The 21612-nt window shown below is 58.4% G+C and carries 18 protein-coding genes and 4 pseudogenes; 9 read left to right on the top strand and 13 right to left on the bottom strand.

Annotation, left to right across the window (positions count from 1 at the left end; genetic code table 11):
- Positions 1–23 precede the first annotated feature (23 nt).
- The gene (locus FJW10_RS19255) at positions 24–800 is read right to left on the bottom strand and encodes a hypothetical protein (RefSeq protein ID WP_181177590.1); all 777 of its coding nucleotides are present in this window, start codon (positions 798–800) and stop codon (positions 24–26) included.
- 407 nt (positions 801–1207) lie between these two features.
- Between FJW10_RS19255 and FJW10_RS19260 the strand changes: the two are divergent.
- The 4 genes and pseudogenes from FJW10_RS19260 to FJW10_RS19275 all read left to right on the top strand — a co-directional run bounded on the left by FJW10_RS19260 (position 1208) and on the right by FJW10_RS19275 (position 3926).
- Positions 1208–2086: pseudogene (locus FJW10_RS19260) on the top strand (alpha/beta hydrolase).
- 49 nt (positions 2087–2135) lie between these two features.
- Positions 2136–2339, top strand: coding sequence for a hypothetical protein (locus tag FJW10_RS19265; protein WP_140901239.1), 204 nt, complete (start codon positions 2136–2138; stop codon positions 2337–2339).
- A 12-nt stretch (positions 2340–2351) separates the two neighbouring features.
- On the top strand, positions 2352–3257 hold the full coding sequence (locus FJW10_RS19270; protein WP_140901240.1) for an EamA family transporter: 906 nt from the start codon (positions 2352–2354) through the stop codon (positions 3255–3257).
- A 6-nt stretch (positions 3258–3263) separates the two neighbouring features.
- Positions 3264–3926 carry a CGNR zinc finger domain-containing protein gene (locus tag FJW10_RS19275; RefSeq protein WP_140901241.1) on the top strand — a complete coding sequence of 221 codons (663 nt, stop codon included), beginning with the start codon at positions 3264–3266 and terminating at the stop codon, positions 3924–3926.
- Positions 3927–5647: 1721 nt separating this feature from the next.
- Here the strand turns inward: FJW10_RS19275 and FJW10_RS19285 are convergent.
- From FJW10_RS19285 to FJW10_RS30830, 12 genes and pseudogenes are all read right to left on the bottom strand, one after another.
- The gene (locus FJW10_RS19285; protein WP_140901243.1) at positions 5648–6244 is read right to left on the bottom strand and encodes an SDR family NAD(P)-dependent oxidoreductase; all 597 of its coding nucleotides are present in this window, start codon (positions 6242–6244) and stop codon (positions 5648–5650) included.
- Between the two features lie 406 nt (positions 6245–6650).
- Complete coding sequence (locus FJW10_RS30825; protein WP_140901244.1) at positions 6651–6944, bottom strand: PilZ domain-containing protein; 294 nt, start codon at positions 6942–6944, stop codon at positions 6651–6653.
- Between the two features lie 27 nt (positions 6945–6971).
- Positions 6972–8219 (bottom strand): GGDEF domain-containing protein, encoded by a 1248-nt coding sequence (locus FJW10_RS19295; RefSeq protein ID WP_140901245.1) that lies wholly within the window; start codon positions 8217–8219, stop codon positions 6972–6974.
- 561 nt (positions 8220–8780) lie between these two features.
- Positions 8781–9233 carry a MucR family transcriptional regulator gene (locus FJW10_RS19300; RefSeq protein WP_140901246.1) on the bottom strand — a complete coding sequence of 151 codons (453 nt, stop codon included), beginning with the start codon at positions 9231–9233 and terminating at the stop codon, positions 8781–8783.
- Positions 9234–10026: 793 nt separating this feature from the next.
- Complete coding sequence (locus tag FJW10_RS19310) at positions 10027–10686, bottom strand: class I SAM-dependent methyltransferase (protein ID WP_181177591.1); 660 nt, start codon at positions 10684–10686, stop codon at positions 10027–10029.
- Between the two features lie 194 nt (positions 10687–10880).
- Positions 10881–11454 (bottom strand): annotated as a pseudogene (locus FJW10_RS19315) (recombinase family protein).
- Positions 11455–11954: 500 nt separating this feature from the next.
- A complete protein-coding gene (locus tag FJW10_RS19320; RefSeq protein WP_140833202.1) occupies positions 11955–12182 on the bottom strand; it encodes a hypothetical protein in 228 nt (75 codons plus the stop codon).
- Between the two features lie 9 nt (positions 12183–12191).
- Entirely contained in the window at positions 12192–12437 is a 246-nt protein-coding gene (locus FJW10_RS19325) for a hypothetical protein (protein ID WP_140901249.1), read from the bottom strand.
- A gap of 84 nt (positions 12438–12521) precedes the next feature.
- Entirely contained in the window at positions 12522–13220 is a 699-nt protein-coding gene (locus tag FJW10_RS19330) for a Crp/Fnr family transcriptional regulator (protein ID WP_140901250.1), read from the bottom strand.
- A gap of 106 nt (positions 13221–13326) precedes the next feature.
- A pseudogene (locus FJW10_RS19335) lies at positions 13327–13467 on the bottom strand (recombinase family protein); the annotation flags it as partial.
- Positions 13468–13567: 100 nt separating this feature from the next.
- Positions 13568–14035, bottom strand: a complete 468-nt coding sequence (locus tag FJW10_RS19340) for a DUF995 domain-containing protein (RefSeq protein ID WP_140901251.1) — start codon at positions 14033–14035, stop codon at positions 13568–13570.
- Between the two features lie 146 nt (positions 14036–14181).
- Positions 14182–14439, bottom strand: a pseudogene (locus FJW10_RS30830) (adenylate cyclase); the annotation flags it as partial.
- A 707-nt stretch (positions 14440–15146) separates the two neighbouring features.
- Between FJW10_RS30830 and FJW10_RS19350 the strand changes: the two are divergent.
- The 5 genes from FJW10_RS19350 to FJW10_RS19370 all read left to right on the top strand — a co-directional run.
- Positions 15147–18524, top strand: coding sequence for a GAF domain-containing protein (locus FJW10_RS19350; protein WP_181177592.1), 3378 nt, complete (start codon positions 15147–15149; stop codon positions 18522–18524).
- 202 nt (positions 18525–18726) lie between these two features.
- Positions 18727–19071: an Hpt domain-containing protein gene (locus FJW10_RS19355; RefSeq protein WP_140901253.1), complete on the top strand. Its 345-nt coding sequence runs from the start codon at positions 18727–18729 to the stop codon at positions 19069–19071.
- Between the two features lies 1 nt (position 19072).
- Positions 19073–20620 (top strand): response regulator, encoded by a 1548-nt coding sequence (locus FJW10_RS19360; protein ID WP_140901254.1) that lies wholly within the window; start codon positions 19073–19075, stop codon positions 20618–20620.
- 45 nt (positions 20621–20665) lie between these two features.
- Complete coding sequence (locus FJW10_RS19365; protein WP_140901255.1) at positions 20666–21325, top strand: tyrosine-protein phosphatase; 660 nt, start codon at positions 20666–20668, stop codon at positions 21323–21325.
- A gap of 50 nt (positions 21326–21375) precedes the next feature.
- On the top strand, positions 21376–21612 hold a 237-nt coding region (locus FJW10_RS19370), incomplete at its 3' end, for a response regulator (RefSeq protein WP_140901256.1).

The following is a 21612-nucleotide window of genomic DNA, read 5'->3' on the forward strand; positions in this document are numbered from 1 at the left end:
ACATGGTTTTATCTCCACTTACTTCAGATGAAGGGCAGGGACACGGTATCGTCGGTCTTCTTCTCGACCGCGTTGCACGCGCTACTGCGGAAAAGCATCAGATCCGCTTTCGCCCAGAGCAGGTAACAGACGAGCAGCGTGGTCGAACCAGCGATAGCAGACAGTGGTCCGCCGGCTTCGGTGGCGGGAAGTGCCAGCCATGACTGCGCGCCCGCCGCCGCGATCGCGGGCAGTCGGCTTGCAAGGACGGCGCTGCGGAACGGGTCCGGCCACGTGCCGGGCCAGCCGATAAAGGCAGGCGTCCCGGGCTGGTGATAGGCGCTGCCGAATTTGCCCAAGGCGTGCAGCAGGCCGGATGTTGCAGCCAGCAGTGGATCGCCAAGCAGGTACAGAGCCACGCCGAGCCCGATCGCGCCGAGCCCCGACAATAGGTCCCCCAGGCGGTTCAGTGCCTGGTCCGGGGTCCGTCGTTCCGCCCAGGCGCGATGATAGATTTCACCACTGCAGAAGAAGACCAGGGTTGCCAATGTCAACGCGATGGCCCCAGGGCTGCCGGCGAAGTAGTCCGCCACTGCCGCCGTTATAGTAGTTTGCCCATGCGAGCCGCCGGTTTGCGCCAGAGCGGCGAATTGTACTGTGATGCCCGTCGTCAGCCCGAGCGCATTTCCAAAATTGTAGTAGCCGCCGGGGCCGGCCATGCGCGCCCGAAGAGAAATGATCAAGTCGCAGCGCGAAATGGCGGTTGCGGCCATTGCCGTTGCATGCGGCCGGACTTGCGGTTTGCCTTCAAGCACGCGCATGCCACCCTCCTTCTCATTTCGCGATTCCGCGGATGTCTTGTCCGCAACCTAGCCGAGCACGGAGTTTCCAGTCCTGAACAGCGGCTGAAAGATTCCTGAAATTGCACTGGCGTGGCTGACCTCGGACTACCGCCCGCTCGGTCCGTGCTGTCTAGGCCGGCGATGCCTTTGAGGGCGCCGGCTCGCAGTCCTGCAAGGTGGTTGCGGCGGCCATCGAGGACCCGGTCCTAAGGGCGACCGCCAAACTACCCTCAAACAATCCCTGAGGGACACGCCATTCCCGACGACGCGGAGGTTCGTGTCACGCGCGATCTGAGAAGCGACGTCCGCCTCGAGAACGTCACCAAAGATCGGAACTGGAACCGCCTATATGCGTTTAGACCATTCCAGTTCGAGAGGACGGTGTCGTGCAGCAGCATTCCACAGTTCATCGATACGCCGAGATCGGCGGACGGAACTTGTTCTTGCGCGAGGCGGGTCCGGAGGATGCTCCGGTTCTGCTCCTGCCGCACGGGTATCCGTGCTCGTCCTTCCAGTTTCGGCGGCTGGTGCCCGCTTTGGCTGATCGCTGGCATACGGTCGCCTTCGATTGGCCGGGCTTCGGCTATAGTGACACGCCGGACCCCGCTGAATTCGGCTAGGACTTCGACGCTTATGCCGAGGTGCTCGCCGATGTCGCCGATGGGTTCGGTCTAGAACGCTATGGGCTTTGGCTCCGTGACTACGGCTCTCAGATCGGACTCAGACACGCTATCGCACGGCCCGAGAAGACCATGGCGCTCATCATCCAGAATGGCGACATCTACGAGGATGTACTCGGTCCGAAATACAAGGCAATCAAGGCATGGTGGGCTGACAAGTCGGATGAGAAACATCGTCCGCTCGAAGAGGCCGTGAGCGAACAGGGATTCCGCAAGGAGTTCATCGGCGAAGTTTCGGACGAGGTAGCCAGCCGGGTGCCGCCTGATCTCTGGAAGCTGCATTGGCCGTTGATGGACACGCCAGTGCGTCGGGCTGTGTCGGTCGGGTTGATGGAAAAGCTCGAACAGAACCTTGAATGGTTCCCGCGCTACCAATCTTTCCTGCGCGAGCGCCAACCGTCGGCTCTGGTCGTATGGGGGCCGCAGGACGGCTACATGCCCGAGGAGTCGGCTCGCGCCTACCAACGCGACCTGCCGAATGCGGAACTGCACCTCATCGAGGATGCCGGACATTGGCTGCTGGAAACGCATTTCGAGCAGGTACTGCCACTGATCCGCGATTTTCTCCAGCGCACGCTTCGCTGATCGCCAACCGCGTCGAGCCGACCGACGCTTTCATTGCAGGGAGACTGCCATGGCTACGAAGCCGACCATCGCGCGCATCTGGCGCGGCCGCACCCGTCGAGACATCGCGGATATCTACGAGCCCTATATGCGGGCCGAAGGAATTCCACCGCTTCAGAAAGTCGCGCTCGACCGCGATACCGAACTGCTGATCGAGTTGCCCGAGCGTATCGAAATTCACCGCATCCTCATCGATGATCAGAACCTGCGCTGACGGTGAAGCGGCGTGCACAATCTCATCCTCTTCGGCCTCATGGCGCTGATCTGGGGACTGACATGGGCAGCTATCAAGTTCGGGCTTGATGCCGGCGCCCCGCCGATCCTCCTGGCAGGATTGCGCTACATGCTCACCGCGTTCATCCTTCTGCCCATCATCAGGGAGCTCCGATCTGCTTTTTCGGAGGGGCGATCCGGCCGGATCATCGCGTCAGCGCTGCTCACGAATGCAGGCACCTACGGCCTCCTGTTCTGGGGAATGCAGACCGTACCCTCCGGTCTGTCGGGGCTGGTCAATCTCTCGCTGATCCCCGTGTTGCTGTTTGCCCTGGCCGTTTTGGTTGGCGAGGATCGGCCGACATGGCGTCACGGGCTCGCGCTTGGCGTGGGTTGCGCCGGTCTCGTCGGCCTTTTCTGGAGTCGTCTGGCCGAGCAGGATGCGGGAAACGGCATGGGGCTTGCCGCCATCGTAGCGGGCACCTGTTGCTATTGCATCGGAAGCGTCATCGCGCGGCCGCTCGTTGGATCTGTGAAACCGCTGACATTGACAATGCTGCACGCCATCATCGGGGGCGCCGCATTGATGGCGATCTCGTTTGCTGCCGGTGAGATTCAGCCGAGGGCCTTGAACAGCTTGGCGAGTTGGACGGTGGCCGGCAGCTTGCTCTACTTGTCTGTCCTGGGCACCATTGTCGCCTATACACTCTATCTGCGGCTTCTGGAGGCGTGGGGCACCGCCAGAGCGGGCCTCTATGCGTTTATTTCGCCGATCATCGCGCTCGCAGCGGGGGCGTGGCTCTTCGGAGAGACGATCGGCGTTGCCGAAATCGGCGGCACGGTTTTGTTGCTGACGGCGGCCGGCATAGCACTGTCGCACAACGACCCGTCGGGAGACCGGCGGACGAACCAGAAATAGGGATCGATGTCCTTCCCCCATCGCATTTCCGGGAACATCGCGCTGGACCTCGCCAACACCATCAGTTGGCGCGGAACAGACCGCGAGACAGACCATCTCACGACGGTGGACGATATCGTGGCCTGGGCCAAGGAAGCTGGTTCGATCGACAGCCGCTTTGCCATCCCAGCGCACGAACGCGGCGCTTTGGTGAACCGCACAATGGCCTTGCGGTCAGCCATCACTGAAGCAGGGTCGGCGATTGCCCATCACAAGGAAGCTCCCGCATCCGCGTTGGATGTTATCCGCGATCTCGCGGCCGGAGCGCTTCAGGCATCCGAAATTTCAGGAGCGCCCGTAACCTTTGCATTCCAGGGTATCGACAAGATTGTTGGAGCCGTCGCCTGGTCCGCACTCGATCTTCTTCGTGGCGATGAACTGCCTCGGCTGAAGCAATGTCCGCCTGATGACTGTCATTGGCTCTTTATCGATCGCACAAAAAACGGTTCTCGTCGCTGGTGCGATATGGGCACATGCGGCAACCGCGCGAAGAAACAGGTGTTTCGAAAGGAGCGAAGCGGAGCTTCTCCGTCCGAGCAGGCTTCAAGTGAGTTGCGCCGAATTCGCGGCTCGCAAGATGAACGGGGTCATGTCGGCCGCAAGCGAGGCCGGAGGACGAACTCCGCCTAGCAGATCAATCAATAGTCGAAGCCGATCGAGCAACGAGGGCGCTTCAAGGAGAGCTTGCCTCTGGGCGACAGGTATCCAGTGTGGAGGAGAGTCCTGGCCCAGATATGAAAGCGTGACCCAGGGCAATGATCGTATCCCCGCGATGCGATCAGCGGGGAAGCCTGCCAGGACAAGTTTGGTCGTGACCTCCGGTAAGCCCGCGCGGCGACATAAGGCCTCGAACCGCAGCAGCGCATAGTCATAGAGTGGACGAAGCTTGATGTCTCGCGCTGGCGGATCGTCCCAGGGCTCGACCGATACCCGATAATGGCCGTCCGGCTGCAAGGTGAACATGTGCAAATGCACACGCTGCACCGCTTCGACGAAAATTCGCACGACGTCCTGTGACACGGCCTCGAATTCAACGACGACCGCCGCGACGCCGACTTTACAAACCGACCGTGCCCCCGACATCTTCCCTTCGGGATCTCGCAACGAGGCAAAGACGAGATGGCCGCCGGCTGACGCTGCTCTTGCGGTGGCAATCGACGCAGAGCGTCCCAGACCGAATGCCCGCGCCCGGTGTACTGAGGATCAGAAGGTGCGAGGCTACCAGTTCGCCCTTTTCATCGCAGAGCGCACTATGATCCGCATCTCAACGTCGCCGTAGCTTCCAGGCGGCGAGCATGCCGGTCAGGAGTGCCAACGGCAGCACGGCGTGAAACACGGTGTCGCCACGCGTCTGTGGGCCGACGCCGATCGCAATTTCTTGAGCCGCCATGTCCGCTGAGCTGCCTCGGTCAGGCCCTTCGGCATCTCCCTGCGCTGGCGTGCTTTCCGACGACGCTTCTGCTCGCGCTCGTCGGCAAGGCGGGCGCTGCGGGTAACGCCCGCGGCGGCGAAGGCGGCCTAAAAAGCCGCCGCTCCATCCTCGCCTGTCTGCCCGCATGCCCCATTCATGCATACGAGGCTGGGGCATCGACGAGAGGGCCACAATAGCCTGCCGAGACGCCGCAATAGTGATCCTTTGAACGCCGAAGGACTCGTGTTGGCGGTGTCTCACTCCGTCAACAACATTGATGCAGAAAAAAAATTTTGTTGGCCTGGCAGGGACTCAGGTTGCACTGTGGTCAGGCGAGTGATTTCGCGCCTCTTCGAGATAGGCGGACAATTTCCAGGGTGGCATCCGTCTACATCCCAAAGCACACATCATCGGGACCCCGCGCCGAGGTTGCAAGCGGGTCGTTCTTCGGCCTAAGGCTGTCCGCCAGCTTCGCGCCTCAATCCTGTCATTCAACGCGACGTCGCCGGTCATCGAAAGCGACGCTGCAGGCTTGGCTGGCAGGGTCGCGATCGCGGAGACTTCAATTTCGCCAATAATGTTCGACGGAGATCAACTAAGCAGGAAAGCCCCGCCCAAGGTCTCCCCCAGCTCTCGCGTTAGATCAGTTCATCGAGCAGCTGCCGCTGCCGCCAGTCACGGCACCATCTCGGCGTCGAGCGCCCATTTGCTCCCGACAGCGCTGTCGGCAAGCGCGACACCACCGCGCGGACGTGCTCACTGTCACTTGGCCGGCCCTCTGACTCCAGTTCGCCTAGAGCGTGCGCCTTCCCGGTTTCCCAGCGTGATCGATGCGGGACCCATCCCGACGCAGCGTTGGGTACGTCGCCGACCTCTACGGCGCTCCCGAACATCAGACTGGGAGAGCATGGGCTTTCGAGTCGCTGCGCCGCAAGGTGTTTCAGCCGCCCTTTCGGTAGCCGGACGAAAGCTCGCTGCCGCGTCCGTTGCCGAAGAGGGTCCTTCGAGCCTCCAGTTCATCGTCCAGCAGGCCACGCTCGTCCAATGCCGGAACGCAGACGACCTCATCGAGCTCAAGGCCGGCCAGAGAAGCCTGAACGACGGCCTCCGGCTCCATGATCGGCACGTTAGGTCGCAGGATTGGCTTGCCATCGACGTCATGAAATTCGGTGCGGACGACGCCCGGGACCAGGGCTTGCACCTTCACTCCGGCGAGTTCGCTCGCAAGGGTCTCGCTGAAGGAGTTGACGAACGCCTTCGTCGCCGCATAGACGGCCCGTTTGGGCAGAAACGCGCTGTCCAGCCCAGCACTAAATGCCAGCATTGAGGATACGTTGACGATCGCGCCCGACCGGCGCCCAAACATCGCCGGCAGGACCGCCCGGCTGAGGCGCATGACGGCTGTCACCTGAACCGAGATTTCAGCCTCGCCGACAGCCGGATCCAGCTCGACGAAGGGCATATAGGTCTGGAATCCGGCGTTGTTGACCAGCATCTCGAGGTCGTCCTCCCGTGCGCGCCCTTCGACCTCGCTCAAGCTCTATTGCTCTAGCGGCTGGCCCGGAGCGCCAGCCTGCCGTGATGCCGTTTTGTTCAAGGAGCACCTCGCTGGTTTTTGGGGCAGGGACGAAGTGAAACGCTGGCCCGCCCGAACAACGATCTCGGGCGGGCTGGTCAGGTCATCCCCAACGGCGGCGCGCCAAGTAATGTTCCAGTCCTACCTATGCGCCGCGTTCACCAACGAGATTCGCTCGCCAATGTTCCTTTTGGATCTGGCAGCGGCCAGCTACTGACCGTGACCGGCGCGACTTAGAATCTGATCAGCCCATTGTGCTGGAGGACATACAAAAGGATCAAACGCCACCCCGACCTCACATACCCATACGATGGCTTTGTTCATTTCGAATATCCGGTCAGATGCCAAGCGAAATATTGCCAATCCGTCAGCAATAGTGAAGCTTCGGCTTGGTTTCGGTGCCGGTAAATTGAACGCCTATCCTGTCGTTCTTCCGCCCGCGCATAACGCACCGGTAAGCGATCCCATCGACGGGGACGTTGAGTAGAATTTCTGCCGGGACCCTAGTTTCAACCGGCACTTTCAATTCTGCTCCAGTCGCTTGTTGATTGCGAATCGTGCACGTGGTGTCCGAGTTCGTAATGCGGGTGATGATCGTCGCGCCCTTGAGAACACGCTGCCGATGTTCCTTGTTTGGCAACGCAGGTTCCTCCAAGCGCATTCAAGGCGCCGATCGATCCTCGAGGCATCACCGCGTCGAGTGAATATGTTTGCGCCCCGCCGGGTCCGGTCTGTGGAGCAGCACCCGGTTCCGGCCCGTTTGCTTGGCCAGATAGAGTGCGGCGTCGGCTTTACCCTGTAACTGCTCCGGTGAAATGGCCTCGTCAGCAGTCTGAACTGCAACTCCAATGCTGAGGGTGACGCTGCGCGAGACGCGGGATCCGGGGTTACGCAAAGCGGCGGCCTCAATGCACTTACGAATCCGCTCAGCCACAGAGACAGCCTCTTCCTCTGTCACTCCAGGCAGGAGCACGAGGAACTCTTCGCCACCGTAGCGCGCCAAGTGATCGCGATCGCGCCTGATGTTTTCCTGGATAATTCTGGCGACCGTCACCAGACAGCGATCGCCCTCGGCATGGCCCAGATGATCGTTTAGCTTCTTGAAGTGATCAATGTCGCACATCAGCATTGCGGCACCGTCGAGGCAACGCTTGTCATTTCCCCACAACTGGTCGAGTGTTTCAGTCATCCAGCGCCGGTTGGCGATGCCCGTGAGCGGATCGGTCTTCGCCAGCAGTTCCAGCCGATCGTTCGCTTTAGCCAATTCAGCGACCCTGCGCCGGTCGCGCAGCTCAAACAGGAAAGTCTTCTGAGCGAGGATTGTCATGATGCGCCGTGCTGCGACCGTCGCGAAGATACCGCTGGCGAAGAACAGCGTTCCAGCGACGGCGCTCCCGTGCTCGATGGCCGGATTCTGCACCTGAAACACGAGATACAATCCGAGCGCCTCCGCGGCAATGGTGACCGTCCAGGCCAGCGGGATACCGAAGATGATGATGGCGGTAATGGCCACGAACAGCATGACGTTCAATTGCCGTTCATAGAACTCGCCGCCAGCGCTTACGCCGACCAAGGCAACCGATAATAGGATCAGGAACATACCTACAATCAGCGAAGTCGCTTCGAGCCAGGAGGGGCGCGGTTTTCGCCATGCGAGAACTACTGCGATGACGACAGGCGGGATGATGGCTCCAGGCAAGAGCATGGACTGCGCGATTGCGCTTGGGAGCATCAGCGTGTTGAGCGCCAGCGTCAGCACATCCAACAAGGCCACCCAAATCATCCAGGCTCGGATGATCTTCGCCGTTTGCGCCCAGACTCGTGCGCGAAACAGACGCTTGATTTCACCTTTGAGGCGGATATCGCGCGTTCGGCGCGCCAGCAGTCGGTCAACTTCGGCGGTTAAGGCAGGGTCATCCTGCACATCGAGGTGCATGAGGTCTGACACAGATAGGCCTTACGCTTTCTCCTGATCATCCATTCGAACCCCTTCCAGGGTTCCGCAAGGCGCGAGCCTGTCAAACTATCCTGAAGATTTCATTTCTAGGCATGGCGTATTCCAAGAACCTAGGGCTGCGGCCAAGGGCGAGGGCATCCCGCTGGGATGATGCGAATTGCCGATTTCGAATCCGGCGACGTCCTCGATAGTCCGCAAGGATCACGCTAACGCCGGAAGCCCGGCTAGGAGTCTCTCACAATCCGCTGCCTTCGCCTAAAGGAAATCCGATTGGCAAGACGTAGTTGGCGGGATGAACGATGAGCGGCTACGTGTATTGCCTCTGCCGCCAGCTGCGAGCAAAGCCGATCAGAACTACTCCGGTGGTGCCGAGGAGGCAGACGAGTATCCAATTGAACGGCTGCGATAGCATCCCGGGTGCGAAGATCGCGCCCGGTGCCAATGGATTAATGTCGGGGTACTCATATGTGACCCATTGAAGGAAAGCGGCAGCTATGAGGGAGCCACCTACCAACTGAAGTAGTGCGACGGAGAGTGCCTTCATTTCGTCCGGCGCTTGGCTGAAATTTTTTTCGTCGGCTTGGTGCCTACCTTTCGACCGAGCCCGCTTGACTTTGCCAGAGCAGAGCGCTGCGCAGCGTAGTTGGGTGCCACCATAGGATAGTCGCGCGCCAAGCTCCATTTCTCCCGATACTCATCAGGCGTCAGGCCGTAGTGCACTCCGAGGTGGCGCTTCAAGGATTTGAACCTCTTTCCGTCCTCAAGGCAAATGATGTAGTCGGGAAATACCGACCGCTTCGGGTTCACCGCTGGAGCATAAATTGGCTTCTCGGGCTCAACCGGTTGTCCGACCTTCGCGAGCGATGAATTTACACTTGCAATCAACTCCGAAAGAGACGCAACCGGCACCGGGTTATTGCTGACATAGGCCGACACAATGTCCGCGGTCAGTTCGATCAATTGGCCCCGGGCGTTCCCAATCTCTCTCGGCATGCAATGTCTCCTGACGAATAATCCACTCTTAGCGGCTTCGCTAAGAAAAGCCAGTGCAGCCGTAACAATCCGCGCAAGATTGGGGCCAAGGGCCCGCTACATGGATCGCGCCCGTCACTAGGCAAGCGGCAAACCAGCTACGATCCCGAAGTCACTATGTCGTTCAACATGTCGTTCAACCAAATGGCGACCATACGTCCGCGCCTTATTTGGTTTCGGGAAGAGGATCATGAGCCGAGCAATGTTCACTTAAGCCGTTTTTCTTCATGCTCAAGTTGCTTGAGTAGTCTTTTGAAATGATCCGGGATGTCAGGATGGATCCGCAAGCTCGGCAACGACTGCGCGAAGCGCCTCGTCGCCCTGGAGCCTAGCTGGCGCCTGACGTTGCCCACAAGCGCAGCTTGCCCTTTCAAGTTGTCAGCTGAGATCATTAGCCAGGTCATCCATACTCAGGAAGCTTTCGGGGTGGGAATGGTTCCGCTACGCACGCAATGAGCGGAGCTCAATTTCGAGGAACTCGTTTCCGTAATGCCCGGCGCAGGCGGCCCGGCGTCACCATTGCTCTTCTTGGGCTCGAGCGTCTCAATCCGGCGACTGTAGGACGCAAACGCAAATTCACGCAGAATTTAGTTGCCGCCCGGCAGGCCGTTCGTTTGGAGAATGCGGTAGACCTGCGTTCCTGAGCAGCCGACCGCTTCGTCAGGCCGCACTTGCGGGCGAAATTGTCAGCTCTATTGCCCACTCGCTGAGTAGTTCAACTACATGCTTTCGACCGTGCTCTGCGTGTGCTCACTCATCTTGGCACACCTGTCGCAACGAGCCACGCGGTTTCCGGGCCAGGTCTGCGCATCTCGATGTCGCTGAATCTGGCATCTTGCAAGACAGCAATGACTTCGTCCGGCTCGCGCGGGGTGAAGATGTCGGCGGGCATGTTCATTCGGTCCATATGCGCCTTCGGAAGGAAGCCCAGCATGACTCGCCCGCCAGACTTGAGAACGCGTGTGAGCTCCGCGGATCCAGCACCAAGGCTTTGCCAGAAGTACACTGTGTGGACGCTGAGAGCCTTGTCGAATGTGGCATCCGGCAACGGTAGGTTTTCGACCGTCCCGACGCGAAACTCAGCTCGCCCGGCGCGTACTGCATTGGCGAGCCGGCGGGCGGCGACGTCCACGACATCCTGTGAGCGATCAACTCCGCAGGCGAATGCTGCGCCCCGGAGAAGTCGTGGCAGTGCCGCCCCGCCGCCGAATCCGACCTCTATGGCACGATCTTCCGGAACCAGCTGTAATTGATCGAGAGCGTAGCTGTTCAGCCGGGCATTGCCGCGATTCATTCCGGCTCGAACGAGCCAGCCGCCGATTCCGGTCGGCCAAGAAAGCTGTTTCGCTATGAACCTTGGCGCCATCGGAGCCCACCCCCACCGCCTTGAACCATAGGGCGGTTCGACGGTCACGGGCAACTCCTCTTTCCACCTGCTCGGCCCGCTCCATGAGCGCAAGTCCATCGCCGCCTGAACGGAGTCCAATGGGAACGGCATGTAATCCGGCGAGATGAATGACCGTGCCCGAAGAAGGGTGATTTAAGCGCGGTGGCAGACAAGACTTTCATCAACGCTCCACGGCTTGCGCCTTCGTAACCGGTTGACCGTTACTCCCTGCCGTTCTGCCGATCCGCCGCGTGTTCATTGAGAATTCGATAAACCTGCATCCTAGAGCAGCCCACAACGTTCGCGATTCCAGCCGGGCCGAGGCCGTCAGCCCGGAGCGCCATCACCCACTGTCTGTCAAGCCGCTGCTTACCACCCTTATAGACCCCGTCGCGCTTCGCTTGCTGAATGCCTTCGCGCTGCCTTTCCTTAATAAAACGCCGCTCCATTTGAGCCACCATGCCAAGCACCGTCAGAACGATGTGGCCCATCTCGCCCCGCGTCGAAACATGCGGGTCGAGCACGGTCACAAAGGCACTCTTCTGTTCACATTCGTGGATCAGGTTGAGCACGTCGCGGGTGTCGCGGCCGAGCCGGTCGAGGCGTGTCACCACCAGTTCATCACCGGGACGGAGGAAGTCTAAAACCGTTGCCAGTTCGGCGCGACCGTCGCGGCTGCCGCCCGACACCTTTTCTGACCGAACGACCTCGCCAGCCCTCGGCTTTCAACTTGGAGAGCTGCGTTTCGAGGTCCTGATCAATCGTGCTGACGCGAGCGTAACCAATGCGAGCCATAGCTTGCCACCTCAAGGTTTAGGCCCGACGCTACCCCGGCGCAAATAGTCGATGTCAAGCTGGATCGAGGCGCCAATCGAGGTGATTTCAATCCGGGTGCGCGGCGCTTCAGCAGTCCTCCAGCCCATGGTGGACGTGCCGGGATGGCAAAAATAGGAAAGCCATCTCGTTAAAAATCAATGGGATACCGTGGAACCAATATCAAATGATAAGGTTGGGGTGGACCTAGGGAGTGGTCTTGTGGCGCAGGAATCGGACCGAAGCCTTGTGCAAAGGTTGCTGGAAGAGACCGGCATAACCGAAGAGCAGGCGCTGGAGTTGATCTCGCTGCTCGGGGCAAATTGGTCCTCGCTGCTTCGAGAGGCGAAAGCCATCAAGGACAAGCTACAGCCTCCGGAACCACCGCCTTAGGAAGCTTTTGAGTTTCTGGTCCTTCAACAGCCGTGGCGCGCAATGGGAACATTAGCGTTCCACGAAGGTCTCCAGTTAACTCGATCCGTTCAGGGAACTTCCGCGTCGAATTCGACGACAAATCCCGCATCGATTGCGCTTCGTGCAATGTAATCGCCAAGTTCCCAATTCGTCAGGTCACAAAGCGGAAACAACTCCCGCACGGCGCGGATGACCTCGGATATCGAGACGCTTGGGTGGTCTACGTTGTCAATCAGGTAGCGCACTATCGCCAAGCGATAGTCCGACAAAACAGGCATCGGCGCGAGCGCAGGCATCGCGGGTTCCTATGAGGAGGATTTCGTTTCGGAGCTGTCAGCCGTTGCAACTTCGAAAGCGACGGGGACACCCTGGACGATACATGCTGCGGCCAGCATTTCCTCCAACTCGTGGTCGGAAGTCCGGCAGGCTGGCATAAGCGTTCGGATGGCGCGGATAGCTTGTTCGATGGAGAGATACCGGGCCTTGCCTCTCGAACGAACATAGGCCTCGGCCGCTCCTTCGACCGTGATGGCGTGGAACGTGTTGGTCATCAAGAAAGCCTCCCTGAAACCCAAACCAAAACGATTTACGGGCAACAGGCGACAGCTTTCAAGGCTCTGTCTGTTTCCGGACAATCAGTCGGATGTTATGCCGAAATGACGTTGCTCCTCCTCGCCATAGGCTCCGTGGGTGAGTTTTATCATTCCGGCCCGGTCAACAATTGTAATCTCACCGCGCTTGGCGTGGATCAATCCCCGGTATTCAAGCATTTGGAGGGCGGAGGTAACGCCGGGTCGCCGAGCGCCAAGCATGGTCGCCAGAAATTCATGCGTCAGGTGGATTTTTCCCTCAGTCCGGTCGTGGACCATCAGCAACCACCGGGCCAGCCTTTCCTCGATTTTCGAGTGGCCGTTGACCAGCGCCGTTCGGGATGATTGCACGAGGAATGCGTGGGCGTAGCGAAGCAGCGTCTCACGAAGGCTCTGGCTTTCTGCAATAGCAGCACGAAGAGTTTCAACGGGCAGACACCAGCCATTGCTGGCCACTTGGATATAGGTTTCGTTGGGAGATCTATCTTGCCCGAGAATGACCGCGATTCCCGTCACACCGTCATGGCCGATGATGCCGACTTCGCTCTGCCGCCCTCCGGCCATGGTGGCGACAACCGATGCAATACCCATCTCTGGAAAATACACGTGCCCTATCGGTCGATAGGGCTCCTCCAGCCGAGCTTTGATGGGGAGTTCGACACGATGCATCGAAGGCTGCAAAAGCGAAAAATCCTCTGGAGCGAGGGTTTTCAAAACGTGATTGCGAAGGATGGACTGAGGCATGGCTCTCCTCCCTAACGGGCAAGAGCACGTACCTCTTACTGTCGGCGGCATCCGGAAACACTGGCGGCCGATTTCAACAGCATAGGCCTTCGACATCCGGCTGGCAAACGTGTGACAGCCCGTCGCGGCTGCCGCCCGTCACCTTCTCTGACCGAACGACCTCGCAGCCCTCGGCTTTTAGCTTTGCGAGTTGCGTTTCGAGGTCCTGATCAATCGTGCTGACGCGAGCGTAACCAATGCGAGCCATAGCCTGTCACCTCAAGGTTTTGAGGCTCGACGCTACCTTGCTGCAAATAGTCGATGTCAAGCTGGATCAGGCTAACGATTAGCGAGAGATTTCGTTTTCACTATTCTCCGCCAGCCGCAGCATATTTGGCCGAGACCAAATCACCGCTTCTGAGTTTCTTTGCGGTGTCCGTCGCATAGCCGTTCTTCATATCAGGTGTGGAACCGTCGTAGTGGGTTGCCCAAAGGTCAAAAACCTTCTTCCCAGAGCGCCAGTATTTATTGCAGTCCGTATAGATCTTGCTTTCCCCTTTTGGCTTATTTTTTGCACAGACCTCGTTTCCGTTTACGCTCCAGGTTCCCTTAAAAGTAGCTGTGATTTTTGACTTTCCGACGAACCCTTTCGTCGTTCCGTCCGGCGCATAATATTCCGTCGAGGTTCCATAGAGCCCTGTCTTACCGGAGTATATAGCCTTGACCTCGTCTGCCGATAGGGGGACTGCGTCTTTCGGTAATTTGCCAGCCAATACCGGCCCGCCAGTCAGACTAGCAACGACGCCAGCTGCGAGGAAAATTTGAAATTTGCGCATCGGTAAAACCTCCCTTAGAATTTATGCTAATTTAGCATACTCTAAAGATAGAATCGAGGGCCTGCTTATTAGTCGTCACCAAGCGCCGATCATTTGCTGGCCAATCGGGCCGGTTCGACTCCCTCAGGGGTGCCTTTGTCTGCACCGTCGATAAGCTGCACATTGATCCGAAGGCGTTTGTCGGGTCGCCGGGCGCTACCTTGTATGTATTTGACACCTAGGTCGCGGGCGATCTCACGAACATCAGTGGATTTGCCTTTGTAGGCGAACGTTGAATTTCGTGCGATGACGAGAAAGCCCGAGACGTTTGAAAGGTCGGTTATGATGTCTTTAGTTAGGCCGTCGGTGAATTGGTCCTCCGCGGGCTCGCCACTGATGTTCACGAAAGGCAAGACAGCGATACTGTTATGAGGAACTTCGGTCTTCAGACCTGCCGGGGCGCTTGCCCCGAGGCAGGCAGGGCACTCAGATAAAGTGGGTCGGCAGAAACGATGGTTTCTTCAGCCACAACCGCACTCCGGCAAAACGTCGCTTAGTTGATAACGTCGCTTAGTTGATATGGTCTCCCAAAACTCCGCAAGAGCCATCGGAAAAACTTGGCGGTCCTGCGATTAGGCTAGGCGTTGGCGCTGCTCGAACCTGTCGAAGCGTTGATGTCACTTTGAGGTTTAGGCCAGCCCAACATTGTCCCAATGGTGCGATGTCGACCTAAATGTTACGCAGAGCGGCACTGCCCGCGTTACGTCACCAGGGGGTATACCCTGCCGCGACGTAACGCGGGCAGCACCGCAATGGGTAACGTCTGGCTCGTTGCCGACCATTTGTGACATGGTAGCGTCGGGCCTAAACCTTGAAGTGACAATTGGGCTTTGGCACCTGCCGTGAGCCATTGGCAGCTTTGCGCCTCATGTCGGCCGCTGAAGGCAATCTTGCCACCCGCTGAAAGCAGACATGTAGTCTGCATCGGGAGTCTAGCTTGTCCCCTCAGGCCAAGCTTCGCAGGTACTGTCAATCGGGGATCTGGCATGTAACATTGCTTGCTAATATACGATGGGTTGAGGGAAGCGTTCCGCTCGAACTTGGCGGAATGTCCCTTTTGGGAGAAGCCGACATGCAGGGCTCAGTCGAAAACGACCTTTCCAGCTGCCTTGAATCCGCAAACCGGCGTATTGCAGAGCTGGAAAAGGCCGAGGCAGCTGCGGCAATCGAACTTGACCGTCTTTCCGCCGAAAACAAGCGATTGATTCAATTCATCGAGGAACGCACCAAGGAATTGGCCATCCTCAACAGCGTCGGCGAAGCGACTGCCAAGACGCTGAATGTCGAAACAGTGACCCGTATCGTTGGCGACAAGGTTCGCGAGATGTTCGGCGCGGATTTGACGGAAATCCTGCTGCACGACGAGACGTCCAATCTGATCAACGTCTCCTATGCATTCGACGGCAATTACCAGTATCCTGAACCTTTTGCGATGGGCGAAGGACTTACCTCGAGAGTTATATTGTCGGGTAAGCCACTACTCCTGGGGACCTTCGATGAAGCCATCGGGTTGGGCGCCCTAATGCCCAAGGAAGAGGACGAGACTGAAACTTATCTCGGTGTGCCTATTATTGCCGGTGACAGAACGCTGGGCGTGGTTAGTGTGCAGAGCTACAGAAAAAACGCCTTCAACGAAGATCATATGCGCCTGCTGCAAGGGCTGTCGTCTAGCATGGGCATTGCTATTGCCAACGCGTATCTCTTCGACGAGACGCAGCGGCTCCTGAAAGTGGCGCAAGATCGGGCCAAGGAACTTGCCATTCTCAACAGCGTAGGCGAAGCGATGACGAAGTCGCTGAACGTCGACACAATTATTCGGCTAGTGGGCGATAAGGTCAGGGAGGCCTTCGGCACCGAGGTCAGCGAGATTCTGTTGCACGACAGCCAATCCGGTTTAGTACGGGTTCCTTACGCTTACTACAGAGGTTACAAAACCATCGAGCCGTTCCCGATGGGGATAGGACTTACGTCGGAGATTATTTCCACGGGAAAGCCGCTGGTTTTCAGAACCTTGGAGGAAGGAAAAACGCGCGGCGCCTATTTCCCGGACGAAGATGACAGGACCTCTTCATACATTGGCGTGCCGATCAATTCGGGCGAGAGAACGCTCGGAGTGGTTAGTGTTCAAAGCTACGAAAAGAATGCCTTCGATGAGAATCACGTACGATTGTTGCAGACGATAGCTTCCAATATGGGTGTCGCGATTGCCAACGCCCGGTTCTTCGATGAGACCCAGAGGCTTCTAAAGGAAACGGAGCACCGAGCCGCTGAACTGGGTGCGATCAGCAAGGTCAGTCAGGCACTCATCGGCGAAGCCGAACTTGGCAACACAATCCAGCTGATCGGCGATCAGATGCAGGAGATTTTCAGCGCCGATATAGTCTACGTCGCTCTGCTCGATCCGGACACAAAGCTGATCCATTTTCCTTATCAGTTCGGCGAAGCCTTCACCACACTCAAGCTCGGCGAGGGCCTTACAAGCAAGATCCTGGAAACCGGCGAGCCGTTGCTCATCAACCAGGATGTCGCGGAACGCGGCGCGGAAATCGGAGCAACTCCGGTTGGCAAGGATGCACTTTCGTATCTTGGTGTTCCGATCAAGACCGCTCAGGGCAATGTCGGAGTGATCAGTGTGCAGAGTACGACACGAGAGGGTATGTTCAACGAAAATTCACTGCGGCTGCTTTCGACCATCGCCGCCAATGCGGGTGCGGCGCTTCACAACGCACAACTGTTCACCGAGCTCAAGGAACTTTCGCCGGCGTTGACAGAGGCAAAGGAGGCGGCGGAGGCTGCCAACGAAGCCAAGAGCACGTTCCTTGCTACCATGAGCCATGAAATCCGCACGCCGATGAACGGCGTTATCGGCATGGCCAACCTGATGCTGGCTACCAAACTTGACGACGAGCAGCGGGAAATCGGCGAGACGATAAACAACAGCGCGGAAGCGCTGCTGACCATCATCAACGACATACTCGACTTTTCCAAGGTCGAGGCGGGCAAGCTTGATCTCGATCCCCGGCAGTTCGAATTACGCGAGTGCCTCGAAAGCGCGATCGATTTGATTGCGCCAAGGACAGCAGAGAAGGGATTGGACCTCGGCTATGTCGTTGAGCCCGGCACGCCGGAAACTATTGTCGCCGACAATAACCGTCTAAGGCAGGTTCTGATCAACCTGCTCAACAATGCCGTCAAATTCACCGAGCGGGGAGAGGTCGTGCTTTCCGTGATGGAGGTGCCGTCCGGAGCCGCGGGCACCAGTCCGCAGGGCGAGGGCGAGCGCAAAACGTGTACGCTCCAGTTCGCGGTGCGCGACACCGGTATCGGCATAGCCAAGGACCGGATGGATCGCCTGTTCAAATCATTCAGCCAGGTCGATGCTTCCACGACGAGACGCTATGGCGGAACCGGGCTCGGTCTGGCGATCAGCAGGCGTCTGGTGGAATTGATGGGCGGTGAGATTTGGGTGGAGAGCGCCGAAGGAAAAGGCACGACATTCTTTTTCACCATCCGCGCTCCGGTTGCCTCGAGCCAAAGAGCGACACAACTGCTGCCGACGAAGGATGAACTGGCTGGCAAGCGGCTGCTGATCGTCGACGATAACGCAACAAATCGGCGCATCGTATCCTTGCAGGCACAGGCCTGGGACATGGCTGCATCAGCAATCGAACATCCCGCCGACGCGCTTCGACGGCTTGCGGGAGGTGAAGTTTTCGATGTCATCGTTCTCGACATGAACATGCCCGGCATGGATGGGATCGAACTGGCCAGGCAAATACGCGCGCTCGAAGGCAACGGCAGCGTTCCGTTGTTGCTGCTCAGTTCAATGGTGCCGATACCGGAAGACAAGAAAAAAGAGATGGAAAGTATCAAGTTTGCGGCCATGCTTTCCAAGCCAATCAAGCCATCACCGTTGCTCAATGCATTGCTGTCGATCTTTGCCGGAACTCCGATACGCTCCATCCGATCCGATCAGCTGAAGGCGCCGGCACTCGACAGTACGATGGCGGAGAAATTTCCGCTTCGCATCCTCCTGGTCGACGACAATGCCACCAACCGGAAACTTGGCTCCAAGGTGCTCGAGCGCCTGGGGTACAAGCCGCAACTGGCGGTCGACGGGCAGTCGGCAGTCACTGCATATACCCAGGGCAGCCATGGCGTTATCCTAATGGATATTGAAATGCCTGACATGGACGGTCTCGAAGCGACAAGATTGATCCGCGCGTCCGGCAGCCAACATGCGCGTCAGCCGTTCATCATCGCCCTGACCGCCAACGCAATGGCCGGTGATCGCGAGAGATATCTGGATGCAGGGATGGATGATTACCTCAGTAAGCCGCTGCGCGTGGAAGACCTCATCGCCTCGCTGAACAAGGCGGTGCTGGCTGGCGGGCAGAGACTTGCCTGTGCAGGGAGAGATTTCCAGGAGCCCAGCGTGCCAAGGCTCTGAAATGCAAAGGTCGGATCTTGGCGCAATCGCCACCAGCCGTTGCAGCATTGATCGAAAACTATGCGCTATCGCTAATTTAGCGCGCCCACGATAGTCTACCTTTTCAGCGCGAGGGAATGCTGACAAATTCAAGCAGGGCGGTCGATTTCGATCGTACATCGCCAGCGCCGATAGAAATTCTCGGTCGAAATCGAGGGACATCGTGGCGATAGATATAGGGGCACTTGATAAACTGCGCGAGCTTATCGGTGGCGAAGAAGCCGACCTTGTAGAGCTCGTGGAGTCTTTCCTCGATGAGGGGGCATCCATCATGCAAGACATGCGGCCGGATCCGGCTTCCGACCTGACCGCCATCCGGCGGGCTGCCCACTCCCTGAAATCCAACGCGCGGGACATGGGTGCGGCCGAACTCAGCCAAATCTGCGCCCGGGTCGAGGCGCGATGCGCAAGTGGCGGGCCGACGGATTTGGCGGAAATCGACAATGCACAGCGCGCGTTCGACGCCGCCGTGACGGAGCTTCGAATGATCTTCAATCTGGGAGAATAATTTGAGCAACCCTGGCAGGATTCTCATCGTTGACGACTCCCGGACCATAAGGATCAAGCTCAAGAAATCGGTCGAGGCTCTCGGCCACCAAGCCGCGGCGGTAGACAGCGGCCGGGCGGCGCTCGATCTGCTCGCCACCGAAAATTTCGATCTCATCCTTCTCGACATCATCATGCCGGTAATGGACGGCTTCGAGGTACTGAAGAATCTCAAGGTATCGTCCAGAACGCGGGATGTTCCGGTTATTGTGATTTCCGCGCTCGACGATGAGATGAGCAGCGTCGTCAAGGCGATCGAATTGGGGGCCGAGGATTTCCTGCCCAAGGACTTCGAACTCGCACTTCTCAAGGCACGGGTTTCCACCTGCATCGAGAAGAAGAGGCTGCGCGACATCGAGAAAGAATATCTGCGGCAGGTGACAAAGCTGACGAAGGCGGCCGCGACCTTGGAAAGCGGGAGGTTCAATCCTTCAAAGCTCGGCATCCGCGATGTGGCAGGCCGCCCGGATGGTCTGGGCAAGCTCGCTACGGTTTTCGCCACAATGGCCCAGAAGGTCTATGAGCGCGAGCGCAAAATGCGGCAGAATATCCGCACATTCCGTGGCGCACTGCTGCTGCTGGCTTGCGGAGGATTATGGGGCCTTGTCGTGCCACTATCGAAGATGGCTTCACTCGTCGAAGCTCATCCGATCGGACTGGCGCTCCTTATTGACGTGATTGGGGCTGTGTTCTGCATCGGGATAAGCATGAAGCGGCAGACAATGCCCCGCTTTGCTGATCTTACGCGCTCGGATTGGAAGTTCATTCTCATCCTTGCATTCATCAGCTCGGTGATCAATCAGGTGCTGGTCTATTGGCTGGCAAGCAAGCTTCCCGCCTTCATCGTCTCTATTGTCATTGTCCTCGAGGGATTCGCCGTATTCCTGTTCGCTTCCTTGATGCGGACGGAGGCGCCCAATCTGAAGCGGTTTTTGGGACTTGGACTGGGTCTCGCCGGTATCTTCATCATACTTCTCTATGGAGAGCCGGCGGAAATGGCGACCAGTTGGTTGTGGCTTGCCATTGCACTCGTCATCCCGATCACTTACGCGACCGAGGATATTTACCTCTCGGAGTACAAGCCTGCTGCCATCGATAGCGTCGCTCTGTTCGGCATCACCCTTGTTGCTTCGGTTTTGATGCTGATGCCGCTGGCAGCTTTCTATCGGGATTTCATCCCTTTTGATCTACTGACCGGACGGCTTGGCATGATCGTCGTTCTAATGGCCGTTGCCGGCAATTTGGCGATGCTGCTTTTCATCGCGCTGATCTCCAGCACAGGCGCTGTTTTTGCAAGCCAGAACGCCTACGCAGTCACCGTAGCCGGCATAGGCTGGAGCATGCTTTTGCTGGGTGAGGCGATACCGGCGCTCACCTGGGTCTCTCTGGCGCTCATCGTCGTTGGTCTCCTGATGGTCGAGCCCAAGCAGGAGGCTGAAGAAGAACCGCCCCTATTTGACGACACATCGGAGGAGTTCGTCCCGCAGTTGCTGTCGTCGCCTACGAAATGAAAGATCCGGTCAACGATCTACCCGCGGGACGTTCACGTCGAAGAAATGCCTGAAGGTCTGTTTTTGACTATCACCGCTGAAAAGCTGCCCGTCAGCTGCCGGCCCCATTTCAGACTTCCAGGCAACAGCGAGGAATCCGCCGGTGAGGGTATCTCGGCGCATTACGGTCTGGACGGCAGCGGCACTTGGCGTGTTCGTATGGGGCGGCTGGGCGCTTGCGACCACCCATCTGAGCGATATGCCATTGTCGAGGGCCAGGCCTATCGTTCGGCCCAGCCGACGGCCGATGAGATCGCCGTCTATCACCATGACCAGCATATTGCGGCGATCATCAATCTGCGCGGCGCGGCTCCCGGCCAGAAATGGTACGATGCCGAGCTGCGCGCGGCGAAGGAACTCGGCATCCGCCATATCGACTTCGCCATGTCGGCGCGCACGACATTGACGCGACAGCAGTCGTTTGCCCTGATTGCGTTGATGAAATCGGCGCCCAAGCCGTTGCTGATCCATTGCCAGGCGGGATCCGACAGGAGCGGCTTGGCGGCGGCGCTCTACATGGCGGCGATTGCGCACACCGGCGAGAAGAAGTCAGAAGCGCAGCTCTCGATCCGTTTTGGTCATGTCGCCGTTCCGATCATCGGCGCGTACGAAATGGACCAGAGTTTCGAGAACATAGAACCGGCATTGGGTTTTTTCGATTCGTAGGCCTTCCGGGAAAGCATGTCTTGCCGATATAGTTGTAGGCACACGCAAAGATGCGACTTCTGCTTGTTGAAGACGATCCGAGAACCGCCGACTACGTCGTCAGGGGACTGACCGAGGCCGGCCATGTCTGCGATCTGCTGCGCGACGGCCATGACGGGCTCTTCGCCGCGACCCGCAACGCCTATGACGTGATCGTCGCCGACCGCATGGTTCCCGGCCTCGACGGCCTGTCGATGATCAAGGCGGTGCGCGCCGCCGGCGTCCGCACGCCGGCCATTTTCCTGACC

It is taken from the genome of Mesorhizobium sp. B4-1-1 (assembly GCF_006439375.1).
In the GTDB taxonomy this organism is placed as follows: Bacteria; Pseudomonadota; Alphaproteobacteria; order Rhizobiales; family Rhizobiaceae; genus Mesorhizobium.

Coding starts and splice junctions, on each gene's coding strand:
- FJW10_RS19255 (WP_181177590.1), bottom strand. CDS start 800: ATGCGCGTGCTTGAAGGCAAACCGCAAGTCCGGCCGCATGCAACGGCA.
- FJW10_RS19265 (WP_140901239.1), top strand. CDS start 2,136: ATGGCTACGAAGCCGACCATCGCGCGCATCTGGCGCGGCCGCACCCGT.
- FJW10_RS19275 (WP_140901241.1), top strand. CDS start 3,264: ATGTCCTTCCCCCATCGCATTTCCGGGAACATCGCGCTGGACCTCGCC.
- FJW10_RS30825 (WP_140901244.1), bottom strand. CDS start 6,944: ATGCGCTTGGAGGAACCTGCGTTGCCAAACAAGGAACATCGGCAGCGT.
- FJW10_RS19295 (WP_140901245.1), bottom strand. CDS start 8,219: ATGCACCTCGATGTGCAGGATGACCCTGCCTTAACCGCCGAAGTTGAC.
- FJW10_RS19300 (WP_140901246.1), bottom strand. CDS start 9,233: ATGCCGAGAGAGATTGGGAACGCCCGGGGCCAATTGATCGAACTGACC.
- FJW10_RS19320 (WP_140833202.1), bottom strand. CDS start 12,182: ATGCCTGCGCTCGCGCCGATGCCTGTTTTGTCGGACTATCGCTTGGCG.
- FJW10_RS19325 (WP_140901249.1), bottom strand. CDS start 12,437: ATGACCAACACGTTCCACGCCATCACGGTCGAAGGAGCGGCCGAGGCC.
- FJW10_RS19330 (WP_140901250.1), bottom strand. CDS start 13,220: ATGCCTCAGTCCATCCTTCGCAATCACGTTTTGAAAACCCTCGCTCCA.
- FJW10_RS19340 (WP_140901251.1), bottom strand. CDS start 14,035: ATGCGCAAATTTCAAATTTTCCTCGCAGCTGGCGTCGTTGCTAGTCTG.
- FJW10_RS19350 (WP_181177592.1), top strand. CDS start 15,147: ATGCAGGGCTCAGTCGAAAACGACCTTTCCAGCTGCCTTGAATCCGCA.
- FJW10_RS19365 (WP_140901255.1), top strand. CDS start 20,666: ATGCCTGAAGGTCTGTTTTTGACTATCACCGCTGAAAAGCTGCCCGTC.